Here is a 21834-nt window from a genome sequence, read left to right as displayed (position 1 = left end):
ATGATCAAGGCACGTTTTGATTATGTCCAGAATAAAGCAAGTGCAGTGATGCCTAAAGAAAAAATGCCTACGATCTTAATTGACGATTCAGTTGGCTTCTTTTCTCGTGCAACAAGCCAAATCATTGCCAATGTCAAAATAAGCTTTAACGCGATTTTTGAGTGAGGAAAGTCTGGATTCACTCCGGCAAGGTAGGTTTCACTGAGGCCGACCATTGCTATTCCGGTCAATAAAGACAGGAAGGACGCAAGGAAAAGTGTCTTCCTAAGATTTTTTTTAAGAGGGGATACATTTAATACGAAGGTGCCAATCAGGATTGACATTCCAATCAGATGCCCATATTTAAAGCAGTTATAGATAAAAATAGTCACTAGCCTAGGAGAGCTTGCGGTGAAGCATTGGTCTGACGAGGATCAATGTGGATATGGTGAGGGTGAAGAGAATCCACAGACATCCAGCCACGTTGACTGAGCCAAAAGGTGCTTGTAGAACGACTGTGTTAAGAGATGCGTGGCCAAGATAGCTGGCTCGTATTGGTTCAATCGCGTATGTGAGGGGGTTAAGAGAAGCGAGCCATTGCATCGGTGCTGGCATGAAAGAAAGCGGAGCTAGTGCTGTGCTTGCAAATAACAAGGGTAAATTGATCAAGAAGGTAACTGCCAGAAGCTCTACATGTCCTGGAAGTGTAAAGGCGAGACCCAGGCTAATCGCAGTGACGCCAAGGATAAGCATCGATAAAGTTGTTAGGGCAATGATGATTCCGCTCCCGACAGGCCAGCCGTATCCCAGTAATCCTGCGGCAGCCATGATGACTACGCTTTGAATGAGGCTGATCATCCAGATATGTATTACTGACGCAAATACAACTGAGCTGCGCGATCTCAGTGGGGCCACTAAGATTCTGTTTAAAAAGCCAAATTCGCGATCAAACATGACAGCTAAACCGGCATTGAGTGCACCGCTGAATGCTGTAAATACGATTAGCCCTGCGGCTATAAAGTTGCCGTATCCTTGGTCGGCTGGTAAGAAGTTTTTTGGCGCATTACTGAATAGTGCGCTAAAAAGAATCAGCCACATCAGTGGTTGGACGACTCCGACGACAAATGATGATGGTCGGCGCTTCAACTGGAGAAATTGTCGCTTGCTAAGGGCCATTGTTTCTTGCCCTCTTTCTCTCAATTGCTGCATTAACGTCGCAACAAAGGATCCTCTCTGTGGGCGACGTGTTTCGTGCCACGTTTGGTTTTGAAAGGCGTTTTCGATGCTTGTCATGGCTTTTAATAAAAGAATTAAAGGTTTTCAGCGCATTGCTTCTTTGCGCTCTTTGCGTAGATCTCTTGCCCCTAATGCTGAAAGTTCGGCATCTGCAATTGTTGATCCCGTAGCTTTGAGATAGATATCGTCAATCGAAATACTACTTCTGGCGCAGGAAAAAATAGGGAATCCCTGTTTTTGCACCTCGTTGACAATCTCGTCGCTATTGGCTTCTTTGGCAGTGATCAATGTCAATGAGTAACCCTGAGAAGGGTTGATGATGATGTTGTCGATGTCAGCGCGCCTGATCAAGGCATCACTGGTGGCTTTTGCTTCGGTTTGGTTGCTGAACTCTCTGATTCGTAAGGTGAGTTTTTGACCTCCTATTTTTTCCTTTAATGTTTTTGGTTTTCCTGCCGCAATTAATTTCCCATGATCGAGAATTGCCAGTTGGTCGGCAAGTTGCTCGACTTCTTGGAGTTGATGGGTGCTTAAGAGTACGGTTTGGCCATTCTCAACTGAGGCTTTTAGAACCTCCCAGATCAATTGTCTGCTCTCGGGATCTAGGCCTACACTAGGTTCATCTAATATAAATATTTTGGGCTTATGTAATAGTGCGCATCCAAGCTCAAGTCTCCTGCGCATGCCTCCAGAATAAGTTTTGGTTCGTCGATAGACCCATTCACTCATATTCAGTTGCTCAATGACCTCGTCAATGCGTTCTTTTTTTATTTTCCTCGGTAGGTGGTGAAGATCAGCGGTGAATGTTAAGTGCTCGTAGCCGGTGAGTATTTTATCAAGACTACTTTCCTGAGCGACATAGCCTATCTGCGTTCTTGCTTCCCTGGGTTTTTTGAGCGCGTCAATGCCATTAATCCATACTTCTCCTGAATCAGATCCCATTAGAGTGGCAAGAATTCTGATTAAACTACTTTTGCCAGCTCCGTTTGGCCCGAGGAGAGCATAAAAACAGCCAAAAGGAATATTCAGGGAGAGATTGTTAAGAGCCTGCGTATTTTTGTAGCTTTTGCTTAGGTTTTTGATTGAAATTGCGGGATGATCAATGCCCGCTTCGGCGTGATTTGAGTGCATTGATTCGGTGTGCGAAGGGGGCAGTTGATCTTTCTCTTCAAGCTTTTATTGATCGTCTAAATCAAGGTAATCCCCTTTGAAGTACGACACAATCTGTTTAAATGTATGCTGTTGTTGAATCAGCGCGGCCATCGGTGAGCTTGGCCTGTCCAGGGGGATCAATGCAGTTCTTTTTAGGCTGCGTGGTTGGTGTTTGTGCGTATGTGTCATTGGGCTATGGCGTCGGTACGCGCAGAGCAACGTTCGGTTTTCTCTGCTCATTTCGAACCTAGTGGTGGATGAATCGATTCTGTCTTGAGTGCTATGGGATTGCCCTTTCCGTACAGTTGCCTCTTAATTCGGATAGTTCTTCTGCCTGTTTCTAAGCTTGAAGAACTGTATGGAAAAAGCAACCGTTACAAGTTTGATTCATTGACTAACTCCTTCGTCGTCTCGTCAAGGGCATAAAATCACAAGATTCCGTTACGCAGCCCGATAACCTCTGTGGAGATCCGTCGCCGACCGCCCAACCCCAAGGTTCAGGTAGCCCATCTTGAGTACGCCATTCCCCACCAAGACGGTGAACCTCGCAATATTCTCGAGAAGATTGTCTGGGAAAAGGATCGGGAGATTGAGTCAGCCCGCCAGCGTATGCCTCTGGTGCAGCTGAAAGCACAGGTTGCAGACCTGCCATCGCCGCTGGATTTCTTGGGAGCCTTGCGACAGCCCCCTGTGGCACCTGCCGTCATTGCTGAAATCAAGAAAGCGAGTCCTAGCAAAGGTGTGATCCGTGAGGATTTCGATCCCGTCGCCATTGCCAAGGCCTATGCAGCTGGAGGGGCCAGTTGTCTGTCCGTGCTCACAGATCGAACCTTTTTCCAGGGCGGATTCGATGTGCTGGTGGCCGTGCGCGAAGCCGTGGACTTGCCGCTGTTATGCAAAGACTTCATTCTCAGTCCGCATCAGCTTTATCAGGCGCGTGCTGCTGGTGCTGATGCAGCTCTGCTCATTGCAGCCATTCTTTCGGATCAGGATCTCGCCTACCTGCAGAAGGTGGCAGTCACTCTCGGTCTCACCGTGCTGGTAGAAGTGCACGATGCTGAGGAGATGGAGCGAATTCTCACCCTCGGAGGCTTCCCTCTCATTGGCATCAACAATCGCGACCTCACCAGCTTTGAGACGGATCTGGCTACGACGGAGTCGCTTGCAGAACGGTTTGGTGATCGCCTGCGCGAGCAAGGTGCCCTTTTAGTGAGTGAGTCAGGTCTGTTTGCTCGTTCCGATTTGAATCGCGTTCAAAGCAGCGGTGCCGGTGCGGTGCTCGTGGGAGAAGCGCTGATGCGCCAAGACAATGTTGAACAGGCTCTGCGCGATTTGATCAAAGGCTGAGGCCACTCCTTGGATCGAGGCATCAAAAAGCCCCCGCAGAACGGGGGCTTGATGGTGGATCAACGTCTGATCAGGAAGCTGCCAGGTTGGCGGCTACAAAATCCCAGTTCACCAGCTTGTCTAGGTAGGTGCTGATGTAATCGGGGCGGCGGTTCTGATAGTCGAGGTAGTAAGCGTGCTCCCACACGTCCATGGTGAGCAGAGCCTTCTGGCCGTGGGCGAGGGGGAGATCAGCGTTGGCGGTTTTGGTGATCTTCAGAGTGCCGTCCTCGATGATCAGCCAGGCCCAGCCGCTGCCGAACTGGGTGGCGCCAGCGGCCTTGAACTGCTCCACGAAGGCGTCGTAGCTGCCGAAGTCAGCATTGATCTTGTCAAGAAGGGCACCCGTGGGCTGACCACCACCACCGGGCTTCATGCACTGCCAGTAGAAGCTGTGGTTCCAGACCTGAGCTGCGTTGTTGAACACGCCGGCTTTGCTGGAATCACTGGAAACAGCTGCAATCACCTCTTCCAGGCTTTTTCCATCGAGATCCGTTCCCTCGATCGCCTTGTTCAGGTTGGTGACGTAGCCGTTGTGGTGCTTGCCGTGGTGAAACTCGAGTGTGGAGCGGGAGATGTGGGGCTCCAGTGCATCGAGGGCGTAGGGCAGCGCAGGGAGGGTATGGGCCATGGGGAGGGCAACCGAGCAGCGGGATCCTAACGACAGTGCGTGAGCTTCAGCTGTTGCCCCCTTGGAGTGCTCAGCCTTTCACTTCAAGCAACTCCACTTCAAAAATCAGCGTGGCGTTGGGAGGGATGACACCACCAGCTCCGCGGGCGCCGTAGCCCAGATCGGGAGGAATCACCAGCTTGCGCTTGCCGCCCACCTTCATCCCCTGGACACCTTCGTCCCAACCCTTGATCACACGGCCGGCACCGAGGGGGAAACTGAACGGGGTGCCGCGGTCGTAGCTGGCGTCGAACTGACTGCCGTCTTCGAGAGTCCCGCGGTAATGCACCACGACGGTTTGTCCTGAAGTCGCTTCGGCTCCGGTGCCCACCACGAGATTGGTGATCCGCAGTCCACTGGCTGTGATTTCAGGCTTTTCAGCACTCATCGCGCCTCCGAGAGCGGACGCATCAGCCTGGTTGGAGTCGGGTGCCATGGCGAAGAGGGTTGGGTTGGTCTCGTCAGGGTCCAGTTCCATCGCTGCGGAGGCCTGCACGTCAGCGGTCTGAGCGGCGGACGCCTGAACGGTGGGTGAGGGTGGTGCCGCAATCACGGTGGATGGTGACACGATCTGACTTACCAGCGCCACCACCAGGCACGCCACACACACGGCAGAACTGATCAGAATGTCTCGCACTGGAGCTCCTTTTGTTCAGAAAGAGTCTGGCAGGTTCAGTCCTGGCGTTCGCGCTGGCGGAGTTGCTGCTCCAGTCGGTCGATCCGGCCGCGCAGCTCATCAACTTCCTTCTGGCTGGGGAGGCCCAGATCTTGCAAAAAATTGTCGCGGTTGCGCTCCAGATTCCGCCCCATCTGCTGCTCGAGTTCAGGGGTTTCCCCCCTTAATGCTTTCAGAACGTCGTCCACCAGAGCCGAGGCTTGGCTGGCATCGAGACGGCCACTGCTTACCCAGTCCTGGGTCACGCCACGCAGGCGTTCGGCCACCAGGGTGGTGGTGCCGAGGCCTCGCAGCAGTAACTGTTGGAGAGGGTTGGCGGTCTCCATCGCGGATGTTGAGCGTTGTGATTCCAGGATGACGTCAACCTCTGGGGGGCACCATGGGCAATGACCGATCCCAGATCCTGCTTCGGGCTTTGCTGGGAGGTGTGCTGGCGGGCACCGGTCTGAGCTTGTCGGGGCTGTGGTGGATGCTGCCTGCGCTGGCCTTGCTGTGGTCTGTGGCGTTCAACCCGCTGGCCGCAGCACTCTGGGGGGGGCTTGCCGTGGCGATCAGCCATCGCTGGTTGCTTGCCCTGCACCCACTCACCTGGTTAGGGGTGCCAGAACTCCTCAGTCTTCCTCTGGCTGCAGCGGTTTGGCTGGGCTGTGTGCTGGCTGCGGTGTTGCTGTTGAGCGGCTGGAGTCTGTTGGTTCGTCTGCTGCCAGGGCGGGGTGGTGCGATGCAAGCGCTTGTTCTGTCTTTGATCTGGGGCCTTGGAGAAACCCTGCTCTCTCGAGGTCCACTGTTCTGGATCGGCGTAGGAGGGAGCGTATTTCCCGCGGACCCTGCCCTTGGCGGATTGTCGCGCTGGTGTGGCGCCGGAGGTCTGGCGGCCTTGCAGGTGTTTCTGGGCTGGTGCTTATGGACACAGGTCGCCAGTGCTGATTGCGACCGCAAGCGTTTGCGGCTGCTGGGTGCTGGAGTGCTTGGCTTGGTCGTCCTGCATGCTCTCGGTGCTGCGGCACTGGTCGGGATCGACCGTCCTGATGTCTCCAGGGATCCTCTGAACCTGGCTCTCTGGCAGCCCGCGATTCCCACCAGAGAGAAATTCAGTGCGGAGCGTCAGCGTCAGTTCCCTCGACTGCTGCGCGCGGCACTGACCAGAGCTGAAGCTGATGGGGCTGATCTGCTGATCGCTCCGGAGGGAACGTTGCCGCTGGATCGGGGAAACTTGCTGGCGGAGCCTGTCCCTCTGATCAGCGGTGGCTTTCGCTGGGTGACCGGCCGTCAGCGTAGTGCTCTGCTGTTGCTGCAAGGCGATGATGCAACGCCTGCCGCTGTGATTGACAAGCATCGTCTTGTCCCCTTGGGGGAATGGACTCCGGCCTTGCCAGGCCTTGCGGGGCTTTCAGCAGTGGGAGGCCTTGAACCTGGGGGGGCGTCCAGGCTCTGGCGCTGGGGAGGTCCGCCTGCCCAGGTCGCGATCTGTTACGAGATCTCCAACGGCACGGCCCTCGCCCGGGCGGCGGCAGGCGGAGGGCAATGGATCCTCACAGCGGCCAATCTGGACCCTTATCCCTTGCTCTTGCAGCACCAGTTTCTGGCTCTGGCGCAATTGCGCAGTGTGGAGACGGCCCGACCGCTGGTGTCGGCAGCCAATACAGGTCCTACGGCTGCGATCAATGCGCATGGACAGGTCACATCGCGTTTGACAGCGATGCGCCCTGGCGTGCTGACCGTGCAGGTACAGCCCAGCACCGTTATGACCACCTACGCACGACTGCGTGAATGGCCCTTGGTGGGTCTTCTTTTGATTGCCGCCGCAACGCTGTTCAAGTCGCGGTCTGGATTAGTCCTCCCCCCAGAACCGCGTCACCGTCGTAGAACACCGCCGCCTGTCCAGGAGTGATCGAAAACTGGGGCTCGTCAAAGTCAAGCCTGCAGCGATGGGGGCGTTCGGCTTCAGCATCCGATGCCTCCGCATCCATGGTGGTGAGTTGGGCGGGAACAGGAGCACTGCGGTAGCGCACCTGTACGTGCACCTTTTGACGCTGCCCTGGTGCTGGTGGAGCGATTGAGACCCAGTTGATGGCGCCCACAACGCAGTGGTCGCGACCCGCCTGATCGCGAGTGGCGACGACGACGCGGTTCATCGCGGCATCCAGGCGGACCACATGCAGGGGCTCGCTCCAGGCGATGCCAAGTCCTTTGCGCTGCCCGATGGTGAAGTGCTCGATGCCGTCATGCTCTCCGACGACCGTTCCATCCTGGAGAACAATTTCCCCCTGACGCGGCGGCAGGTAAGCATCCAGAAAGGCCCGCATCGATCCATGGTGATCGGCAAGGCAGAGGTCTTGGCTTTCCGGTTTCGCCGCCGTGCGCAGTCCATGGCGAGCAGCCTCCAAACGGGTGTCGGGCTTGGTGAGTTCTCCAAGGGGGAACACCACGCGGTCGAGCACCTCCTGGGTGAGGTCGTAGAGGAAGTAGCTCTGATCCTTGCGTGCATCGAGACCGCGCAGCAGTCGCCATCGGCTGGAGCTGTCGTCAAAACGGAGTCGGGCGTAATGCCCGGTGGCAATCCTGGCGAGACCGCGTTCCTCCTGGGCCCAGCGCAGCATTGGCGAGAACTTCACAGCCCGGTTGCAGCGTGAGCAGGGCAAGGGCGTGATGCCGGCCTGGTAGCCCTCAATCAAGCCATTCACGATTTCGCGCTGAAAGGTTTCGCGTGAATCCACCACGTGGTGCGGAATCTCGAGTTGCTCGCAGATCCCAGCAGCGTCAACAAGTCCTTCCGCACAACAGGCTCCCTTTCCGCTCATCAACCACAGGGTGAGGCCTTCTACGTCCCAGCCGGCCTCGACAAGCAGCGCTGCGGTCAGTGAGCTGTCCACACCACCGGAGAGGCCGACGGCAACACGGTGCTCCCCTGGCCAATGGCGCAGTCGATCCAGGGCCTCCGCTCCGGCGATCGTGGCGGCTGTGACTGGAAACGCGGCCGGCATGGGCTGACGGACAGGAATGGGCTTCTTTCTCCATAGTGAGGTCCCATGGGCCCCCTCCATGCATTGGCCAGCTGTTGATGCTGATCATCTGCTGGTTCGCAGTGACCAGATGCTGGAGCTGGAGCAGCAGTGGCTGTCCAGTGGATTGCCCGTCGCTGCCTTGATGGAAACGGTTGGCCAGAGGATGGCGGAGTGGTGTCTGCAACGTCCTGATCGTCTTGCTCAAGGGGTTTTGGTGCTTGTGGGGCCCGGACATAACGGAGGCGATGGCCTTGTCCTGGGGCGAAAGTTGTTGGAAAAAGGCATCGCCGTGCGTCTTTGGGCACCGTTGCCCCTGCGGCAGGCCCTGACCCATGAGCACTGGCGACACCTGCTGTGGCTCGGGGTGCCTGTGCAGGAGTTCGAGCCTGACCCGGCCGATCCATCCCTTTGGATCGACGCTCTCTTTGGTCTTGGCCAGACCCGACCACTCCCAGATCAGGTGACGCAACTGTTGCAACAGCGTCAGCTCTCCGCACCCGGACAGTTGATCAGCCTGGACTGCCCAGCAGGTCTTGATAGTGATTCAGGGACTCCGCTGGGCACCGCCGTTGCCGTGGCCTCTGACACCCTCACCGTGGCTCTGATCAAGCGAGGACTGGTCCAGGACGCGGCTTTACCCTTTGCCGGCAAGGTGCATCGCATCGATCCAGGGGTGCCGCCGCGGCTGATGGCCTCTCTGACGTCTCCCCTGGTGTTTCAGGTGGGGGCTTCAGACCTCAAGACCCTGCCGGTTCCTGCTGAGAAAAGCACGGCGATGAAGTACGAACGCGGACGTTTGCTGTTGATCGCTGGCAGCGAGCGTTATCGCGGTGCGGCTCACCTTGCAGTGCGGGGGGCCTTGGCCAGTGGTGCCGGCAGTGTGCGGGCCGCTCTACCGAAAGTGGTGGATCAACAGCTCTGGCAATGGGCCCCGGAAGTGGTCTCGGAGCCTGCTCTCGAGTCTGATGACAGCGGATCACTGCTTTGGGGGGCAGCTCTGGAGCGGAGCGATCTCAGCCGGTTGGATGCCTTGTTACTGGGGCCAGGTCTGGGACTGATGGAAGGGGTCTGGCGAGGCTGGGCCGAACCGTTGCAGACCTTCCGGGGCCTGTTGGTGCTTGATGCCGATGCGCTCAATCAACTGTCCGGGGACGTTGAGGGGTGGCGATGGTTCCTGAAGCGGATGGGACCGACTTGGATCACCCCCCACCCCCAGGAATTTGAACGTCTTTTTCCCTTTTGCGATCAGGGGTCTCCGCTGGAACGTGCTGCAGCTGCTGCCGAACGCAGTGGTGTCGTGGTGTTGCTGAAAGGTGCTCACAGCGTGATCGCCGACCCTTCTGGATCTGTGCGTCAGTTGGTGGGCACGGATTGCCAGGTCGCTCGAACCGGGCTCGGGGATTTGTTGGCCGGCCTGGCGGGGGGATGGGGAGCTCGACTGCAGGCTGCCGCGAGCCCTGCGGATGGGGCCGCTCTGGCAGCAGCGGGGTTGCTGCATGCTCAGGCCGCTTGTGGCTGCAGCCGCAGTAGCGGAGCACTCACAATCGCTGATCAACTCACACAATTGGTGCGATCTGTGACACGAATGAGTGATGAATGAAGTATTTATTCAGGTTTCAACACGTGATGACGCAATCGCGATCGGTTTGTGTCGTTTTCAACGTACGAATCTGAAGGGTTGCTGAAAACACATCCAATTAAGTGAATTTCGTAGGACAGTCGCACCACGTCATAAGTCCATCCCCATGCCCTCAGCCGCAGCCGGGGTTTCTGAAACCCAAAGACGACGAAGCAGTGATCCAATCAGTTGGTACCTCGCAACGATCGGAAGAATTCCGTTACTGACGCCCGCCGAGGAAATTGAGCTTGGAAACCAAGTTCAGAAGTTGATGCAGCTCACTGAAGATGGTTCGATCGCAGCGGATAGCGAGCTTTTTGATAGCAAGCAGCGCCGCTTGATTCGGGTAGGCCAGCGTGCCAAGCAGCGGATGATGAAAGCCAATCTTCGATTGGTGGTTAGCGTCGCCAAGAAGTATCAGGGCAAAGGTCTAGAGCTTCTCGATTTGATACAAGAAGGATCTCTCGGTCTTGAGCGTGCGGTTGAAAAATTTGATCCCACCCGCGGTTATAAATTTTCGACTTATGCCTTCTGGTGGATTCGCCAGAGCATGACCCGAGCCATTGCTTGTCAATCGCGGACGATCCGTTTACCAGTTCATCTCAGCGAACGTCTCACCAGCATCCGCAAGGTCAGTTTGGATTTGGCTCATAAGCTTGGAGCCATGCCAAGCCGCCTCGAAATCGCCGAGGCGATGGATATGCCCGTTGAGGAGCTTGATTCCCTGCTCAGGCAGGCGCTCACCACCAGCAGCCTTGATGCACCGGTGAATGGGGAGGAGGGTCGCAGTTTCCTTGGAGACCTGATCGCTGATTCATCCCTTGAGGAGCCTCTCGACCGAGTGGAGCAACGTATTCATCACGAGCAGCTCGGTCGTTGGATGAGCCACCTCAGTGATCAGGAACAGCACGTTCTCACGCTGCGTTTCGGCCTGAATGGCAATGAACGACATACGTTGGCGGAAATCGGCCGGCTTCTCGACGTGTCTCGCGAGCGAGTGCGTCAAGTTGAGCTCAAGGCTTTGCGCAAACTTCGTAATTTGACGCGCCGGGTAGCTCCCACGTTCTGAGTCTTGTCTTGCAGACTTCAACGATCGAATCGATCCGTTGAAGCCACCGCTTGTTTATCACGAGGCCTACAGCGCACCGCTGCCCAGTAGCCATCGTTTTCCGATGGCAAAGTTTCGGGAACTCGAGCGCTGCCTCTTCGACTGTGGACTGGCGGACTCCAGCCAGATGCATCGCCCTCTGCCTGTGCCGCGACGCTGGCTTGAGCTTGTGCATCAGAGGGCTTATCACGAAGCCTTTGCCAGAGACCGACTGGATCGGCAGGCGCAGCGCCGGATTGGTTTGCCCGCTACAACCCCTCTGGTTCGACGCACCTGGATCGCTGTTGGTGGAACTCTGCTCACGGCCAGGCTTGCCTTGCGCCACGGCTTGGCTTGTCATCTTGCTGGCGGCACTCACCATGCCTTTCCCGATTTCGGCAGTGGATTTTGCATTTTCAATGATCTCGCTGTCTGTGCGCGGGTTCTGATCGAACAGGATGGTCTCCAGCGGGTGCTTGTCGTTGACCTGGATGTGCACCAAGGGGATGCCACCGCCCTGATCTTCAGTGGTGATGAGCGTGTGTTCACCTTTTCAGCGCATGCTGCTTCAAACTTTCCCTCCCGCAAGCAGGTCAGTGACCTCGATCTATCACTGCGCGATGGGCTCGAAGACTGGGACTACCTGCAAACGATCGGAGATCATCTCCCTGAACTACTGGATCGTCAGCGTCCCCAACTCGTGCTCTACAACGCAGGTGTAGACCCCCACCGCGATGACCGCCTGGGACGTCTCTGCTTAACCAACCTCGGACTTCTCCAAAGGGATCATCTGGTTCTCGATGCCTGCCTGCGACGGGGAATTCCAGTGGCCAGCGTGATCGGTGGGGGCTATGACGCCATGATTCCCCTTGTGAAACGCCACGCCTTGGTGTTTCGCGCTGCTGCGGATCAGGCGCGGCTGCACGGGTTGTGAATCAGTCGTCAGCCCAGATGTAACGGGTGAGTTCGGACCCATCGGGCTCAGGAGCGCTCAAGGCAAAGTCCACACAGTCTTGTACTTCGGCATCGATCTCCTTTTCGATCGCCCGAAGCTCTTCGGCGGTGACCAGATTGGCCTCCAACAGCTCCCTCTCCAGGGCTTTCAGAGGATCGCGTTTGGCCCAGAACTGCTTTTCTTCCTCGGCCCTCAATTCGTCTGGATCAGCAAGGGAGTGCCCTCTGAATCGATAGGTCAGACATTCCAGAACGGTCGGCCCTTCTCCGGCCCTTGCTCGTTCCACGGCCCTCTGTGCTGCGGCGCGGACGGCCAGCACATCCATGCCATCGACTTCCTCTCCTGCCATGCCGAAGGAGCTGGCCTTGCGCCAGATTTCAGGATCGCTCGTGGCGCGATCATGGGCCATTCCAATGGCCCATTTGTTGTTTTCAACCACGAAAAGGATGGGCAGCTTCCAGAGTTGCGCCATGTTCAAGCACTCGAAAAACTGGCCGTTGTTGCATGTTCCGTCACCGAAGAAGGCCGCTGTTACGGCATTGCTACTGGAATCACCAAGAGCATCACGCTTGTAGCGGCTCGTGAAGGCGGATCCAAGAGCAACGGGGATTCCTTCTCCAATAAAAGCGAAACCTCCCAGGAGATGGTGCTCTTTGGAAAACAGGTGCATCGAGCCGCCGCGCCCCTTGCTGCAACCTGTTTCCTTGCCGAACAACTCGCTCATCACTTCTCGGGCTGGGACTCCGGCACTCAGGGCATGGACGTGGTCCCGATAAGTGCTGCAGAACCAGTCATGCTGGCGCTTCATGGCACCGATTACCCCCGTGCTCACGGCCTCTTGGCCGTTGTACAAGTGCACAAATCCGAACATCTTGCCGCGGTAATACATTTCTGCGCACTTGTCCTCGAAACGCCGTCCGAGCGTCATGTCTCGATAGAGCTCCAGCCCTGTGGCGCGATTCACTGTGGCCCTCTGGGCCGTTACCAGGCTGGAAAGACGTTCCGCGTGGGCTCCGATCTGAGCGCTCTGGGAATTCGTGCGTACTTCAGTGCCAACTGCGGTGTCTTTGCTCATGGCACGACTTAATCGATCGTCAAGCTTAAGGGGCCGCGGTGAATCAGTGGGCAGAAATCCATATTCTCCCTACCGTATTGCCCCAGGCGCTTGCTTCTTGGTGGATCTGCCCATTGACCATTTCCGTCTGCTGGGTGTCAGTCCCACCGCTGATGCCGAAACGATTCTCAGGACTCTTCAGCGACGTCTGGATCACGCTCCTGACCAGGGTTTTACCCATGAAGCTCTCACCCAGCGTGGCGAACTTCTAAGGCTGTCTGCCGATCTCCTCAGTGAACCTCTGCGTCGTCAGGATTACGAGGCAAAGTTGCTGGAGCTTGGGCGTGATCATCCCGAGGAAAAGTCCGGTTTGGAGATCGTGCCTAGCAGCGAGGTTGCCGGGTTAATTCTTCTCTGGGAAGCCCATTTCCCCCACGAAGCCTTTCAGTTGACCCGTCAGGCGCTCCAGCCACCGCAAGCTCCGGCCCTGGGGAGCGGCCGTGAGTCGGATATGTCGCTGTTGGCTGCTCTTGCCTGCCTGGATGCTGCTCACCAGGACAAGGACCAGCGTCGCTACGAATCTGCAGCAACCCTGCTGAAGGAGGGGATGCAGCTTCTGCAGCGTATGGGCAAGTTGCCTGATCAACGTCGGGCGATCGAAGCCGCACTGAGCCAGCTGAGGCCTTACCGAATCTTGGATCTGCTCAGTCGCGATCTCGCTGAGCAATCCGCGCGTCAGGAAGGCCTCGCGATGTTTGAAGCGTTCATTCTTGAACGTGGAGGACTTGAAGGTGGCTCAGGTGACGGTGAAGGTCCTGGCGAGTCCCCAGACACCATGGATCAGGGGTCCTTTGAGTTGTTTTTTCACCAGATTCGACGCTTTTTGACAGTTCAAGAGCAGATTGATCTTTTCGGTCATCTGCAGGACAACGGGTCGCTTGAAGCTGCTTTTCTTGGGGTGATGGCGCTGGTCGCGGCTGGTTTTTCTCAACGCAAGCCCGAACGTGTTCAGGATGCACGCAACAAACTGAAGGGGCTGGCGCTTGAGGGCTTCGATAAGAAGCCACTTCTGGGCTGCCTTGATCTTCTCCTTGGGAATGTGGATCGCGCTAAGCGCCGTTTCCTCAACAGCGCCAGCTCTGACCCAGCATTGAAATCCTGGATGGACAACCATCCTGGTGATGTACTGGCCTCAATGTGTGAGTACTGCCGCACCTGGCTGGGTCGGGATGTACTCCCGAACTATCGGGATGTGGATGCTGACGCCGTTGATCTCGACACCTGGTTTGCCGATCGCGATGTTCAGGCTTACGTGGAAAGCCTGGAGAGACAACAAGCAAGGCAGGCACCCTTCACCGCTTCACCGCTCGAGGATGAGACTCCGTTGGAAGGCGGTCTTGGCAAGACCTTCTCGATGCCGATTGCTGTGCCCGCGGGGACTGACGAGGTCATCAAATCCTCAGAGGAAGTGGCGGAATCGGAACCTTCTGCTTCGAGAACGGTCCCCTGGTCAGGTTTTCCGCGTGTGAGCTGGCCAACGTTGCCCAGTCTGTCTGTCTCGGAGATTCCGCATCGGAGCCGTTTCCTGCTGGTTGGATCAGGAGTGTTCGCCGCGTTGGTCGTGGTGGTGGCTGTCTGGAGCCTGATCGGTCTGCGCGAGGAGGTGGATTCGAATCCGGCTGACGGCCAGTCGTCGGCTCCAGCCAAGGTGAAGCCCCTGCCGAAGGCCAAAGCCCCCTCTTCAACGACCACCAAACCTGAAGTGTCTGAATCCTGGACGGCAGGCAAAGCAGCATCCTTGCCACTTAAATCTGAACAGCCCACGGCGGATGAGCTGCAGCGCCTGCTTCAGAGTTGGTTGGACGGAAAAGCCGCTGTTCTGAGCGGTGAAGGGACAGCACAGTCAACCCTGCAGTCGATTGCCCGTGCTGGCTTGATTAACCAGGTGCAGCAGCAACGCGATGCCAATCAGGCAGAAGGTTTGAAGCAGGCGATCGATGCTTCAATCAAATCGGTACAGCTGGTCAGCGAGACGCCACAGCGGATCGAATTAAGAGCTGAGTTGAACTACCGCGACCAGACGACGACTCAGGAGGGGCGCGTCGTCGATGAGACGCAGCCCTCGGCGATTCTTCTGACTTACATCTTTGGCCGGGACGCTGATGGAGGATGGCGCCTTCAGGCTTTCGAATAAGCCGGATCAGGATTTATCCGGAAGGCCCTGACGGCTTGATGCAGCTTGGGGAACAGCCAGGGTTAAAGATGGGGCTGTTCATACCCATTGCGTTCAATCCTCGTAGGAATTCGGTGCGGCGTCCGGCGATCACCAGGCGGATCCCCTCGGAGGCCAGGAAGTGGTTGGCATTGAAGAACACCAGTGGTGCGTTGAAGCGGAACAGCAGCAGTCCAGAAAGTCCCTGTCCATCCACATGGGGCGGGCCCTGTGTTTCATAAAACGAATAACCGCGAGCGCCACGGTGATCAAAATTCCGTTGATCGCTCCCAGGCTGACCACCCCCAGGGATGTGATCAAGGACAGAACGAATTCATTGCAATCGAGCGTCCAGAGACGCTTCAGGCTGGCCAGATCGAGCAGGGAGTAAGCCGCCAGCATCAGCACCGCCCCGAGGGCTGCCACCGAAAGGCCTGCCAACAGATCGCGGAACGATCCTGAGATGGGCGATGGTTCCGCAGTGCAACAAGGCCTGGTGCCAAAGAAGCGAGTTGCATGGCATCACGCACTGCTGCCAGCCTAGAAATCACTACTGAACCCGGTCACTTTTACGATCAGTGATCTGAAACCGCCGCGTCACCGATGTTCGATGAGCTGTCAGCCCGCTTTGAAGATGCGGTCAAGGGGCTGAGAGGTCAGGACAAGATCTCCGACACCAATGTGGAGGGGGCCCTCAAAGATGTGCGTCGCGCCCTGCTGGAAGCGGACGTAAGCCTTCCTGTTGTGAAGGACTTTGTTGCCGATGTGCGCGAGAAGGCCGTTGGCTCCGACGTGGTGCGTGGCGTCAGCCCGGATCAGAAGTTCATCCAGGTTGTGCACGAGCAGCTGGTTGAGGTGATGGGTGGCGGTAACGCCCCGCTGGCCCAGGCCGAGGAGGCACCCACCGTTGTGTTGATGGCCGGTCTGCAGGGGGCTGGTAAAACCACGGCCACGGCCAAGCTCGGCCTGCATCTCAAGGATCAGGGGCGCCGGGCTCTGATGGTCGGCGCCGATGTGTACCGTCCGGCTGCCATCGAGCAACTCAAGACCCTTGGTGGTCAGATCGGTGTGGAGGTTTTCAGTCTCGGCGCTGATGCCAAACCCGAAGCCATTGCAGCTGCCGGTTTGGCCAAAGCGAAGGAGGAGGGTTTCGACACCCTGCTGGTGGATACAGCGGGTCGACTCCAGATCGACACCGAAATGATGGAGGAGATGGTGCGAATCCGCACCGCCGTTCAGCCGGATGAAGTGCTGCTGGTGGTGGATTCAATGATCGGTCAGGAAGCGGCTGAGCTCACCCGTGCCTTCCATGAACAGGTCGGTATTACCGGAGCGGTGCTCACCAAGCTGGATGGCGACTCCCGAGGTGGTGCAGCGCTGTCGATCCGGAAGGTGAGCGGCCAGCCGATCAAGTTCATCGGAACGGGCGAAAAGGTGGAGGCTCTGCAGCCCTTCCACCCGGAGCGGATGGCCAGTCGCATCCTCGGTATGGGCGATGTGCTGACCCTGGTGGAGAAAGCTCAGAAGGAGGTGGAGCTGGCTGATGTCGAAAAGATGCAGAAAAAGCTGCAGGAAGCCACGTTCGACTTCTCAGATTTCGTGCAGCAAATGCGCCTGATCAAGCGCATGGGATCGCTGGGTGGCCTGATGAAGATGATCCCGGGGATGAACAAAATCGATGACGGCATGCTCAAGCAGGGCGAGCAGCAGTTGAAGAAGATCGAAGCGATGATCGGTTCCATGACACAGCAGGAACGGGAGAATCCCGATCTGCTGGCTGGTCAGCCGTCCCGTCGCCGCCGGATTGCCCGGGGAAGTGGTCACCAGCCCGCCGATGTGGACAAGGTGCTGGCGGATTTCCAGAAGATGCGTGGCTTCATGCAGCAGATGACCCAAGGCGGAGGCATGCCTGGAATGGGCGGATTCCCTGGGATGGGTGGCGGTATGCCCGGCATGGGTGGCGGTATGCCCGGGATGCCGGGTGGAATGCCGACGGGACAGGCTGGGCGCGGGGGCGGAACCCCTCGCCGGCAGCGTCCGGTCAAGAAGAAAAAAGGTTTCGGGCAGCTCTGATCCCCCGACAAGGTAAGTTGGTTGTTTGGCGCTCGTTTCACCTGCGCCGATTGTTTCCACCTCAGCAAGCGCCACGATGATCAAGCTCCGCCTGAAGCGGTTCGGTAAGAAGCGGGAAGCGAGCTTCCGCCTTGTGGCGTGCAACAGCACTTCCCGCCGCGACGGACGCCCCCTACAGGAGCTCGGGTACTACAACCCCCGTACCAAGGAGACCCGTCTCGATGCCGAAGCGCTGCGTGAGCGTTTGGGGCAGGGTGCCCAGCCCACCGATGCGGTGCGCACTCTGCTCGAGAAGGGTGGCTTGATCGAGAAAACGGTGCGTCCGGCTGAGATTGTCGGCAAGCTCAAGCAGGCGGCGAAGCGTGAAGCCGATGCCAAGCAAGCAGCCAAGGAGGCTGCTGAAGCCAAAGCAGCAGCGGAAGCCGAAGCTAAGGCTGCAGCCGAAGCCGAATCTGGCGACGAGAACGCGGAAGAAGCACCTGCCGAATCCTGATCAGCAGCATGTCCGAGGCTGCCTCAGACGGTTGCTTCGTCTTTGACTTACCCCACACGGAAGCCGCTCTTGCTCTCGCAGGTGGCCCCTCTGGTCAGACCCTCCGGCAATTGGAGGCTCTGACGGGTTCATCTCTTGTGATTCGCGGATTGCAGCTGGTGATCCAAGGCCGTCCAAGCCAGTTGGAGCGCACGGCCGCAACGGTGGAGTTGCTCCGCAAGTTTTGGCAGGCGGGTGAGCCGATCTCTCAGGTGGATCTGCAATCCGCTTTGCAGGCCCTTGACACAGGGCGTGATCGCGAGCATGACGCCATGGGTCAGCAGGTGCTGGCCAAAAATCAACGGGGTGCACTGTTACGTCCGCGCACGTTGCGTCAGAAGACCTACGTGGAGGCGATGGAGCGCAACGATCTCACGTTTGCTCTCGGGCCAGCGGGCACAGGCAAGACGTTCTTGGCCACGGTCCTGGCCGTGCGCATGCTCACGGAGCGCAAAGTGGAGCGATTGGTGCTCACCAGGCCTGCGGTGGAGGCCGGAGAGCGACTGGGCTTTCTTCCCGGAGACCTTCAGCAGAAGGTGGATCCCTACCTGAGGCCTCTCTACGACGCGTTGCACATGCTTCTGGGCCCCGAAAAAACGGCCGCAATGCTTGAAAAAGGGGTGATTGAAGTGGCCCCGCTGGCTTACATGCGCGGCCGCACGCTGGCGGAATCCTTCGTGATCCTCGATGAGGCTCAGAACACCACGCCGGCTCAGATGCGCATGGTGTTGACCCGTTTGGGGGAGCGATCGCGCATGGTGGTCACCGGTGACATCACCCAGGTGGACCTCCAACCAGGACAGCTGAGTGGTTTGGTGGAAGCCTCCGAGGTGCTCGATGGCGTGGAGGGTGTGGCGGTCTGCCGCCTCACAGCCGCCGATGTGGTGCGTCACCCCCTCGTCCAGCGGGTAGTGGAGGCCTATGCCCGTCGTGACAAAACCCATCCCCGCCGGGAGGGTCCTCCCGCGCGACGCTCGATGGGGAGATCCGCACCGAGGTAGATCCCACAACCCTGTTGCAGCTGGCAGGATGATTCCAGTGATCTGGGGCGTTATGCCAGCCAGCAGCAATTTTCAAGACGCCATCCGCGAGGCACAATCCAGTGCCCTCGTCGGCCCCAATGTTGTGAACAAGGCCCTCCCTTATGTGGGAGGAGGCATGGCCCTGACGGCAGCGGGGGTTGTGGGTGGTATGGCCACGATGGCCTCCATCGGCTTTCAGGCCTTCAACGGGTTGTCGCTTGTCGCGATCATCCCCTGGTTCATTCTGTTTTTCGTGGCCCAGAATGCGGCCAGTAAAGGGAACAACGGCACAGCGTTGCCCCTCATGGCGGCGTTCAGCCTTCTCACGGGCTTCACGCTCACCGGTCTGGTTGTGCAAGCGATTGCCGTGGCGGGTGTGGCCTCAATCGGCATCGCAGCTTTGGCCACAGGTCTCACGTTCGTGGTCGCCTCTGTGGTGGGACGCCGCATGAGCGACAGCGTGGGTCAGGCCCTCACAGCTGTGGTGGGCCTCGGTTTGATGGGGTTGATCATCGCCATGCTCGGCATTTTCGTGGCCGGTTTCTTTATCCCTGGCATCTACGCCGCAACCAATCTCGCCATCGCGGGTTTCGGCACCGTGTTGTTCGTCGGCATGGCCTTTGTCGACTTTTACACCATGCCTCGCACCTACAGGGATGATCAATATTTGGCGGGCGCTCTGGGGATGTATCTCACTTACATCAACCTGTTCATCTTTATTCTCCGCCTTGTGATCGCGCTTCAGGGTGGTGGTCGCCGCGACTGAGGTGAACGCCCTGCTCGAGGCCTTGATTTGTCGCAACCCCGGCCTTGAGCCGGGTTTTTTTTGTTGGCCGTGCGTTCTTTGGAGCGACCCGAAGCCAGGCAATAAAAAACCCGGGAGAATTCCCGGGATCCGAACCGGCTGATCCCCATCACCCGGCCCTCGGACCACAACGATAGGACGCTCATTACGGGATGCGTCTCAACTTCAGATTGGCCTAATAGTGCTGCAAAACGTTCCTTCATCTTTGCTGCCACCAGATGTGGTGCTGGTCTTTGACTGGATCTCTGGCTATGGTCAAGTTTCCCCATCACCCGGCCCGGAGCTTTACGCCCCGGGCTTTTTTACTGGCGAGTCACACCAGATCTAGCGTGGACGGTTTTAGGGCCGTCCTGTCTCTGCTACGGCATGAACGGCCTCGCCGATGGCCTCTTTTTGATCCTTGTTGTACCCCCAGCGCTCAAGAAAGCTGAGGTCGTCGCCACGGCTGTGGCTGGCAGCTTCCAGCAGGGTCTCAAGTCGCTCCTTGACTCTCTGGCTGTCGAGCTGGCGCAGCAGCTCGGTGCAGCGTTGATTGACCCGCTCTGACCCCATGGCTTGCGCCTCATCGCCGTTGTTGCGGTGATGCACCACCATCGCCGCGCTCATGGCCAGGTTGCGTGCAGTGAGATCCACCACCCCGTCGCCAGCCTCACGCAACTTGATCACAAGAGCGTCAGGCAGTCGGTCCATCAAAGTGCTCTCGCCGGCGAGACTCACCACGAAGAACCCCCTGGCTCCGTCGCGGCTGGCAAGAAGTTCTGCGGCGCGATCAGCCATTACCTCATCGCTGATCTCCTCTTCGTCCCACTGTTTTAACCAGGTGGCGGCGATCTCCATTGCCTCCTGGAAGTTGGGATTTCTGTTTGTCATGGCCAATTGGTGCCCGCCCCATCAGGCTATTTCTCTGAATCAGGCAGGTCCGTGACCCCGCAGACTGAGATTATGCAAGTCACTCCATTGGCTGACGGTCACCGCTCCGGCTTTGTGGCCCTGATCGGGCGTCCCAATGTCGGTAAGTCCACGCTGGTGAATCAGTTGGTAGGTGACAAGGTGGCGATCACGTCTCCCGTGGCGCAGACAACGCGCAACCGCCTGCGCGCGATCCTCACCACAGCGGAAGCACAGCTGATTCTGGTGGATACCCCGGGCATTCATAAGCCCCATCATCTGCTCGGAGAACGCCTGGTGCAAAGTGCCAGGTCGGCCATTGGTGAAGTGGACCAGGTGCTTCTGTTGCTGGAGGGCTGTGAACCTCCAGGCCGAGGGGATGCCTTCATCGTCAATCTCCTGCGTCAGCAGCGGCTGCCGGTGCAGGTTGTGCTCAATAAATGGGATCAGGTCCCCACGGCGCGACGACCGGAGGCGGATGCTGCTTACCGCGATCTGTTGGCGGAGTCAGGGTGGCCCATCCACCACTGCTGCGCGCTCACGGGTGAAGGTTGCCCCGAGCTCGTTCGGGCCGTCAGTGCCTTGATGCCGGAGGGGCCTCAGCTTTATCCGGCCGACATGGTTAGTGATCAACCTGAACGGCTGTTAATGGCCGAACTGATTCGTGAGCAGGTGCTGCTCCTCACCCGGGAGGAGGTGCCTCACAGTGTTGCGGTCAGCATCGACAGGGTGGAGGAGATGCCATCCAAAGGGAAGGGATCGGGCCGAACTGCGGTGCTGGCCACCGTCCTTGTGGAACGCAAAAGTCAGAAAGGCATTCTGATCGGAAAGGGTGGCGCCATGCTCAAGACCATCGGCCAGGGGGCGCGCTTGCAGATGCAGACCCTGATTGATGGTCCGGTGTATCTGGAGTTGTTCGTGAAAGTGGTCCCCGACTGGCGCAGTAAGCCGCAGCGGCTGGCAGAACTGGGATATGCCGAAGAGGGCCGCTGAACCATGTCCTGCGAGGATGGATCCATGGATGAAACCGCTTTCCCCCCGGACGATCTAGAAGCCTTTCTGCAGTTGTGTGCAGGCCGTTGGATGAGTCTGCGCAGTCGGTTTGATCTTGAGGGTGCCGAGGACCAATGGCATACCAGCGACCGTGGTGAGGTCACGGTGAAGGCGGCGCGCCAGGATTCAGCCTGGACGCTCACGGTGGAGGCGGCGGATGGCGCGTCCAGTGAGCTTCTGTTTGCGGCGAATGGTGAGTTGATGCTGCGCTCGCAGGCCTCACAACGCCAGGGGTACTGGCAGTTCCGCCCCGACGCCAGTGTCGAGCTGGAGGTGATGGAAGGCGACACCCGGGTGCTTGAGCGCATCTGGTTCATCAAGCCCAACCTGCGGCTGCGCAGCACCACAGCCACGGCGCCGGAGGGGACCCCCGTTCAAGCCCGTTTCTGCTCCGAGATTCGGCGCGTGTCAGCGCCACAGCCCTGATCCGC

Annotated in this window: 22 protein-coding genes; 13 read left to right on the top strand and 9 right to left on the bottom strand. The window is 58.0% G+C overall.

From position 1 onward, the window contains the following. On the top strand, positions 1-165 hold the full coding sequence (locus WH7805_RS14380) for a hypothetical protein (RefSeq protein ID WP_156783619.1): 165 nt from the start codon (positions 1-3) through the stop codon (positions 163-165). A 210-nt stretch (positions 166-375) separates the two neighbouring features. On the opposite strand, the gene WH7805_RS05085 is transcribed toward WH7805_RS14380, so the two are convergent. Both WH7805_RS05085 and WH7805_RS05080 read right to left on the bottom strand, forming a co-directional pair. Beyond that, complete coding sequence (locus WH7805_RS05085; protein ID WP_038005074.1) at positions 376-1188, bottom strand: ABC transporter permease; 813 nt, start codon at positions 1186-1188, stop codon at positions 376-378. 111 nt (positions 1189-1299) lie between these two features. Further along, positions 1300-2346, bottom strand: coding sequence for an ABC transporter ATP-binding protein (locus WH7805_RS05080; protein ID WP_006041937.1), 1047 nt, complete (start codon positions 2344-2346; stop codon positions 1300-1302). A 483-nt stretch (positions 2347-2829) separates the two neighbouring features. Between WH7805_RS05080 and trpC the strand changes: the two genes are divergently transcribed. Continuing rightward, positions 2830-3714: an indole-3-glycerol phosphate synthase TrpC gene (trpC, locus tag WH7805_RS05075; protein WP_006041935.1), complete on the top strand. Its 885-nt coding sequence runs from the start codon at positions 2830-2832 to the stop codon at positions 3712-3714. A gap of 70 nt (positions 3715-3784) precedes the next feature. Here the strand turns inward: trpC and WH7805_RS05070 are convergent, their stop codons facing one another. From WH7805_RS05070 to WH7805_RS05060, 3 genes are all read right to left on the bottom strand, one after another. After that, positions 3785-4384, bottom strand: coding sequence for a superoxide dismutase (locus WH7805_RS05070; protein WP_006041934.1), 600 nt, complete (start codon positions 4382-4384; stop codon positions 3785-3787). A 70-nt stretch (positions 4385-4454) separates the two neighbouring features. Continuing rightward, positions 4455-5060: an FKBP-type peptidyl-prolyl cis-trans isomerase gene (locus WH7805_RS05065; RefSeq protein ID WP_006041933.1), complete on the bottom strand. Its 606-nt coding sequence runs from the start codon at positions 5058-5060 to the stop codon at positions 4455-4457. A gap of 35 nt (positions 5061-5095) precedes the next feature. Then, the gene (locus tag WH7805_RS05060) at positions 5096-5425 is read right to left on the bottom strand and encodes a phasin family protein (protein ID WP_006041932.1); all 330 of its coding nucleotides are present in this window, start codon (positions 5423-5425) and stop codon (positions 5096-5098) included. 53 nt (positions 5426-5478) lie between these two features. Here WH7805_RS05060 and WH7805_RS05055 point away from each other — a divergent pair, with 53 nt between their 5' ends. Next, complete coding sequence (locus tag WH7805_RS05055) at positions 5479-6990, top strand: apolipoprotein N-acyltransferase (RefSeq protein ID WP_006041931.1); 1512 nt, start codon at positions 5479-5481, stop codon at positions 6988-6990. Here the strand turns inward: WH7805_RS05055 and mnmA are convergent. Then, a complete protein-coding gene (mnmA, locus tag WH7805_RS05050; protein ID WP_038004429.1) occupies positions 6914-8083 on the bottom strand; it encodes a tRNA 2-thiouridine(34) synthase MnmA in 1170 nt (389 codons plus the stop codon). The genes WH7805_RS05055 and mnmA overlap by 77 nt on opposite strands. A gap of 58 nt (positions 8084-8141) precedes the next feature. On the opposite strand from mnmA, the gene WH7805_RS05045 reads away from it, so the two are divergent. The 3 genes from WH7805_RS05045 to WH7805_RS05035 all read left to right on the top strand — a co-directional run bounded on the left by WH7805_RS05045 (position 8142) and on the right by WH7805_RS05035 (position 11743). Then, positions 8142-9704 (top strand): bifunctional ADP-dependent NAD(P)H-hydrate dehydratase/NAD(P)H-hydrate epimerase, encoded by a 1563-nt coding sequence (locus tag WH7805_RS05045; RefSeq protein ID WP_006041929.1) that lies wholly within the window; start codon positions 8142-8144, stop codon positions 9702-9704. 145 nt (positions 9705-9849) lie between these two features. Next, positions 9850-10791, top strand: coding sequence for an RpoD/SigA family RNA polymerase sigma factor (locus WH7805_RS05040; protein ID WP_006041928.1), 942 nt, complete (start codon positions 9850-9852; stop codon positions 10789-10791). A gap of 37 nt (positions 10792-10828) precedes the next feature. After that, positions 10829-11743, top strand: a complete 915-nt coding sequence (locus WH7805_RS05035; protein WP_006041927.1) for a histone deacetylase — start codon at positions 10829-10831, stop codon at positions 11741-11743. 1 nt (position 11744) lies between these two features. On the opposite strand, the gene pdhA is transcribed toward WH7805_RS05035, so the two are convergent. Then, the gene (pdhA, locus tag WH7805_RS05030; RefSeq protein WP_006041926.1) at positions 11745-12839 is read right to left on the bottom strand and encodes a pyruvate dehydrogenase (acetyl-transferring) E1 component subunit alpha; all 1095 of its coding nucleotides are present in this window, start codon (positions 12837-12839) and stop codon (positions 11745-11747) included. 100 nt (positions 12840-12939) lie between these two features. On the opposite strand from pdhA, the gene WH7805_RS05025 reads away from it, so the two are divergent. After that, positions 12940-15012 (top strand): ARC6/PARC6 family protein, encoded by a 2073-nt coding sequence (locus tag WH7805_RS05025; RefSeq protein ID WP_006041925.1) that lies wholly within the window; start codon positions 12940-12942, stop codon positions 15010-15012. A gap of 129 nt (positions 15013-15141) precedes the next feature. On the opposite strand, the gene WH7805_RS05020 is transcribed toward WH7805_RS05025, so the two are convergent. Then, on the bottom strand, positions 15142-15471 hold the full coding sequence (locus WH7805_RS05020; RefSeq protein WP_006041923.1) for a hypothetical protein: 330 nt from the start codon (positions 15469-15471) through the stop codon (positions 15142-15144). 162 nt (positions 15472-15633) lie between these two features. On the opposite strand from WH7805_RS05020, the gene ffh reads away from it, so the two are divergent. The 4 genes from ffh (at position 15634) to WH7805_RS05000 (ending at position 19423) form a co-directional block, all read left to right on the top strand. Next, entirely contained in the window at positions 15634-17103 is a 1470-nt protein-coding gene (gene ffh / locus WH7805_RS05015) for a signal recognition particle protein (protein ID WP_006041922.1), read from the top strand. A 76-nt stretch (positions 17104-17179) separates the two neighbouring features. Beyond that, a complete protein-coding gene (rpsP, locus tag WH7805_RS05010) occupies positions 17180-17596 on the top strand; it encodes a 30S ribosomal protein S16 (RefSeq protein ID WP_038005070.1) in 417 nt (138 codons plus the stop codon). Positions 17597-17604: 8 nt separating this feature from the next. Further along, on the top strand, positions 17605-18636 hold the full coding sequence (locus WH7805_RS05005; RefSeq protein WP_006041920.1) for a PhoH family protein: 1032 nt from the start codon (positions 17605-17607) through the stop codon (positions 18634-18636). A gap of 52 nt (positions 18637-18688) precedes the next feature. Next, positions 18689-19423 (top strand): Bax inhibitor-1 family protein, encoded by a 735-nt coding sequence (locus WH7805_RS05000; RefSeq protein ID WP_006041919.1) that lies wholly within the window; start codon positions 18689-18691, stop codon positions 19421-19423. 378 nt (positions 19424-19801) lie between these two features. Here WH7805_RS05000 and WH7805_RS04995 read toward each other — a convergent pair whose 3' ends face one another. Beyond that, positions 19802-20332, bottom strand: coding sequence for a hypothetical protein (locus WH7805_RS04995; protein WP_006041918.1), 531 nt, complete (start codon positions 20330-20332; stop codon positions 19802-19804). Between the two features lie 72 nt (positions 20333-20404). Here WH7805_RS04995 and era point away from each other — a divergent pair, with 72 nt between their 5' ends. Next, positions 20405-21343, top strand: coding sequence for a GTPase Era (era, locus tag WH7805_RS04990; protein WP_006041917.1), 939 nt, complete (start codon positions 20405-20407; stop codon positions 21341-21343). Positions 21344-21367: 24 nt separating this feature from the next. Continuing rightward, a complete protein-coding gene (locus WH7805_RS04985) occupies positions 21368-21829 on the top strand; it encodes a phycobiliprotein lyase (protein WP_038005068.1) in 462 nt (153 codons plus the stop codon). Positions 21830-21834: the final 5 nt, after the last annotated feature.

Source organism: Synechococcus sp. WH 7805, from assembly GCF_000153285.1.
GTDB lineage: Bacteria > Cyanobacteriota > Cyanobacteriia > PCC-6307 > Cyanobiaceae > Synechococcus_C.
The sequence above is the reverse complement of the archived record's forward strand: the minus strand, read 5'-3'. Positions and strand labels throughout refer to the sequence as shown.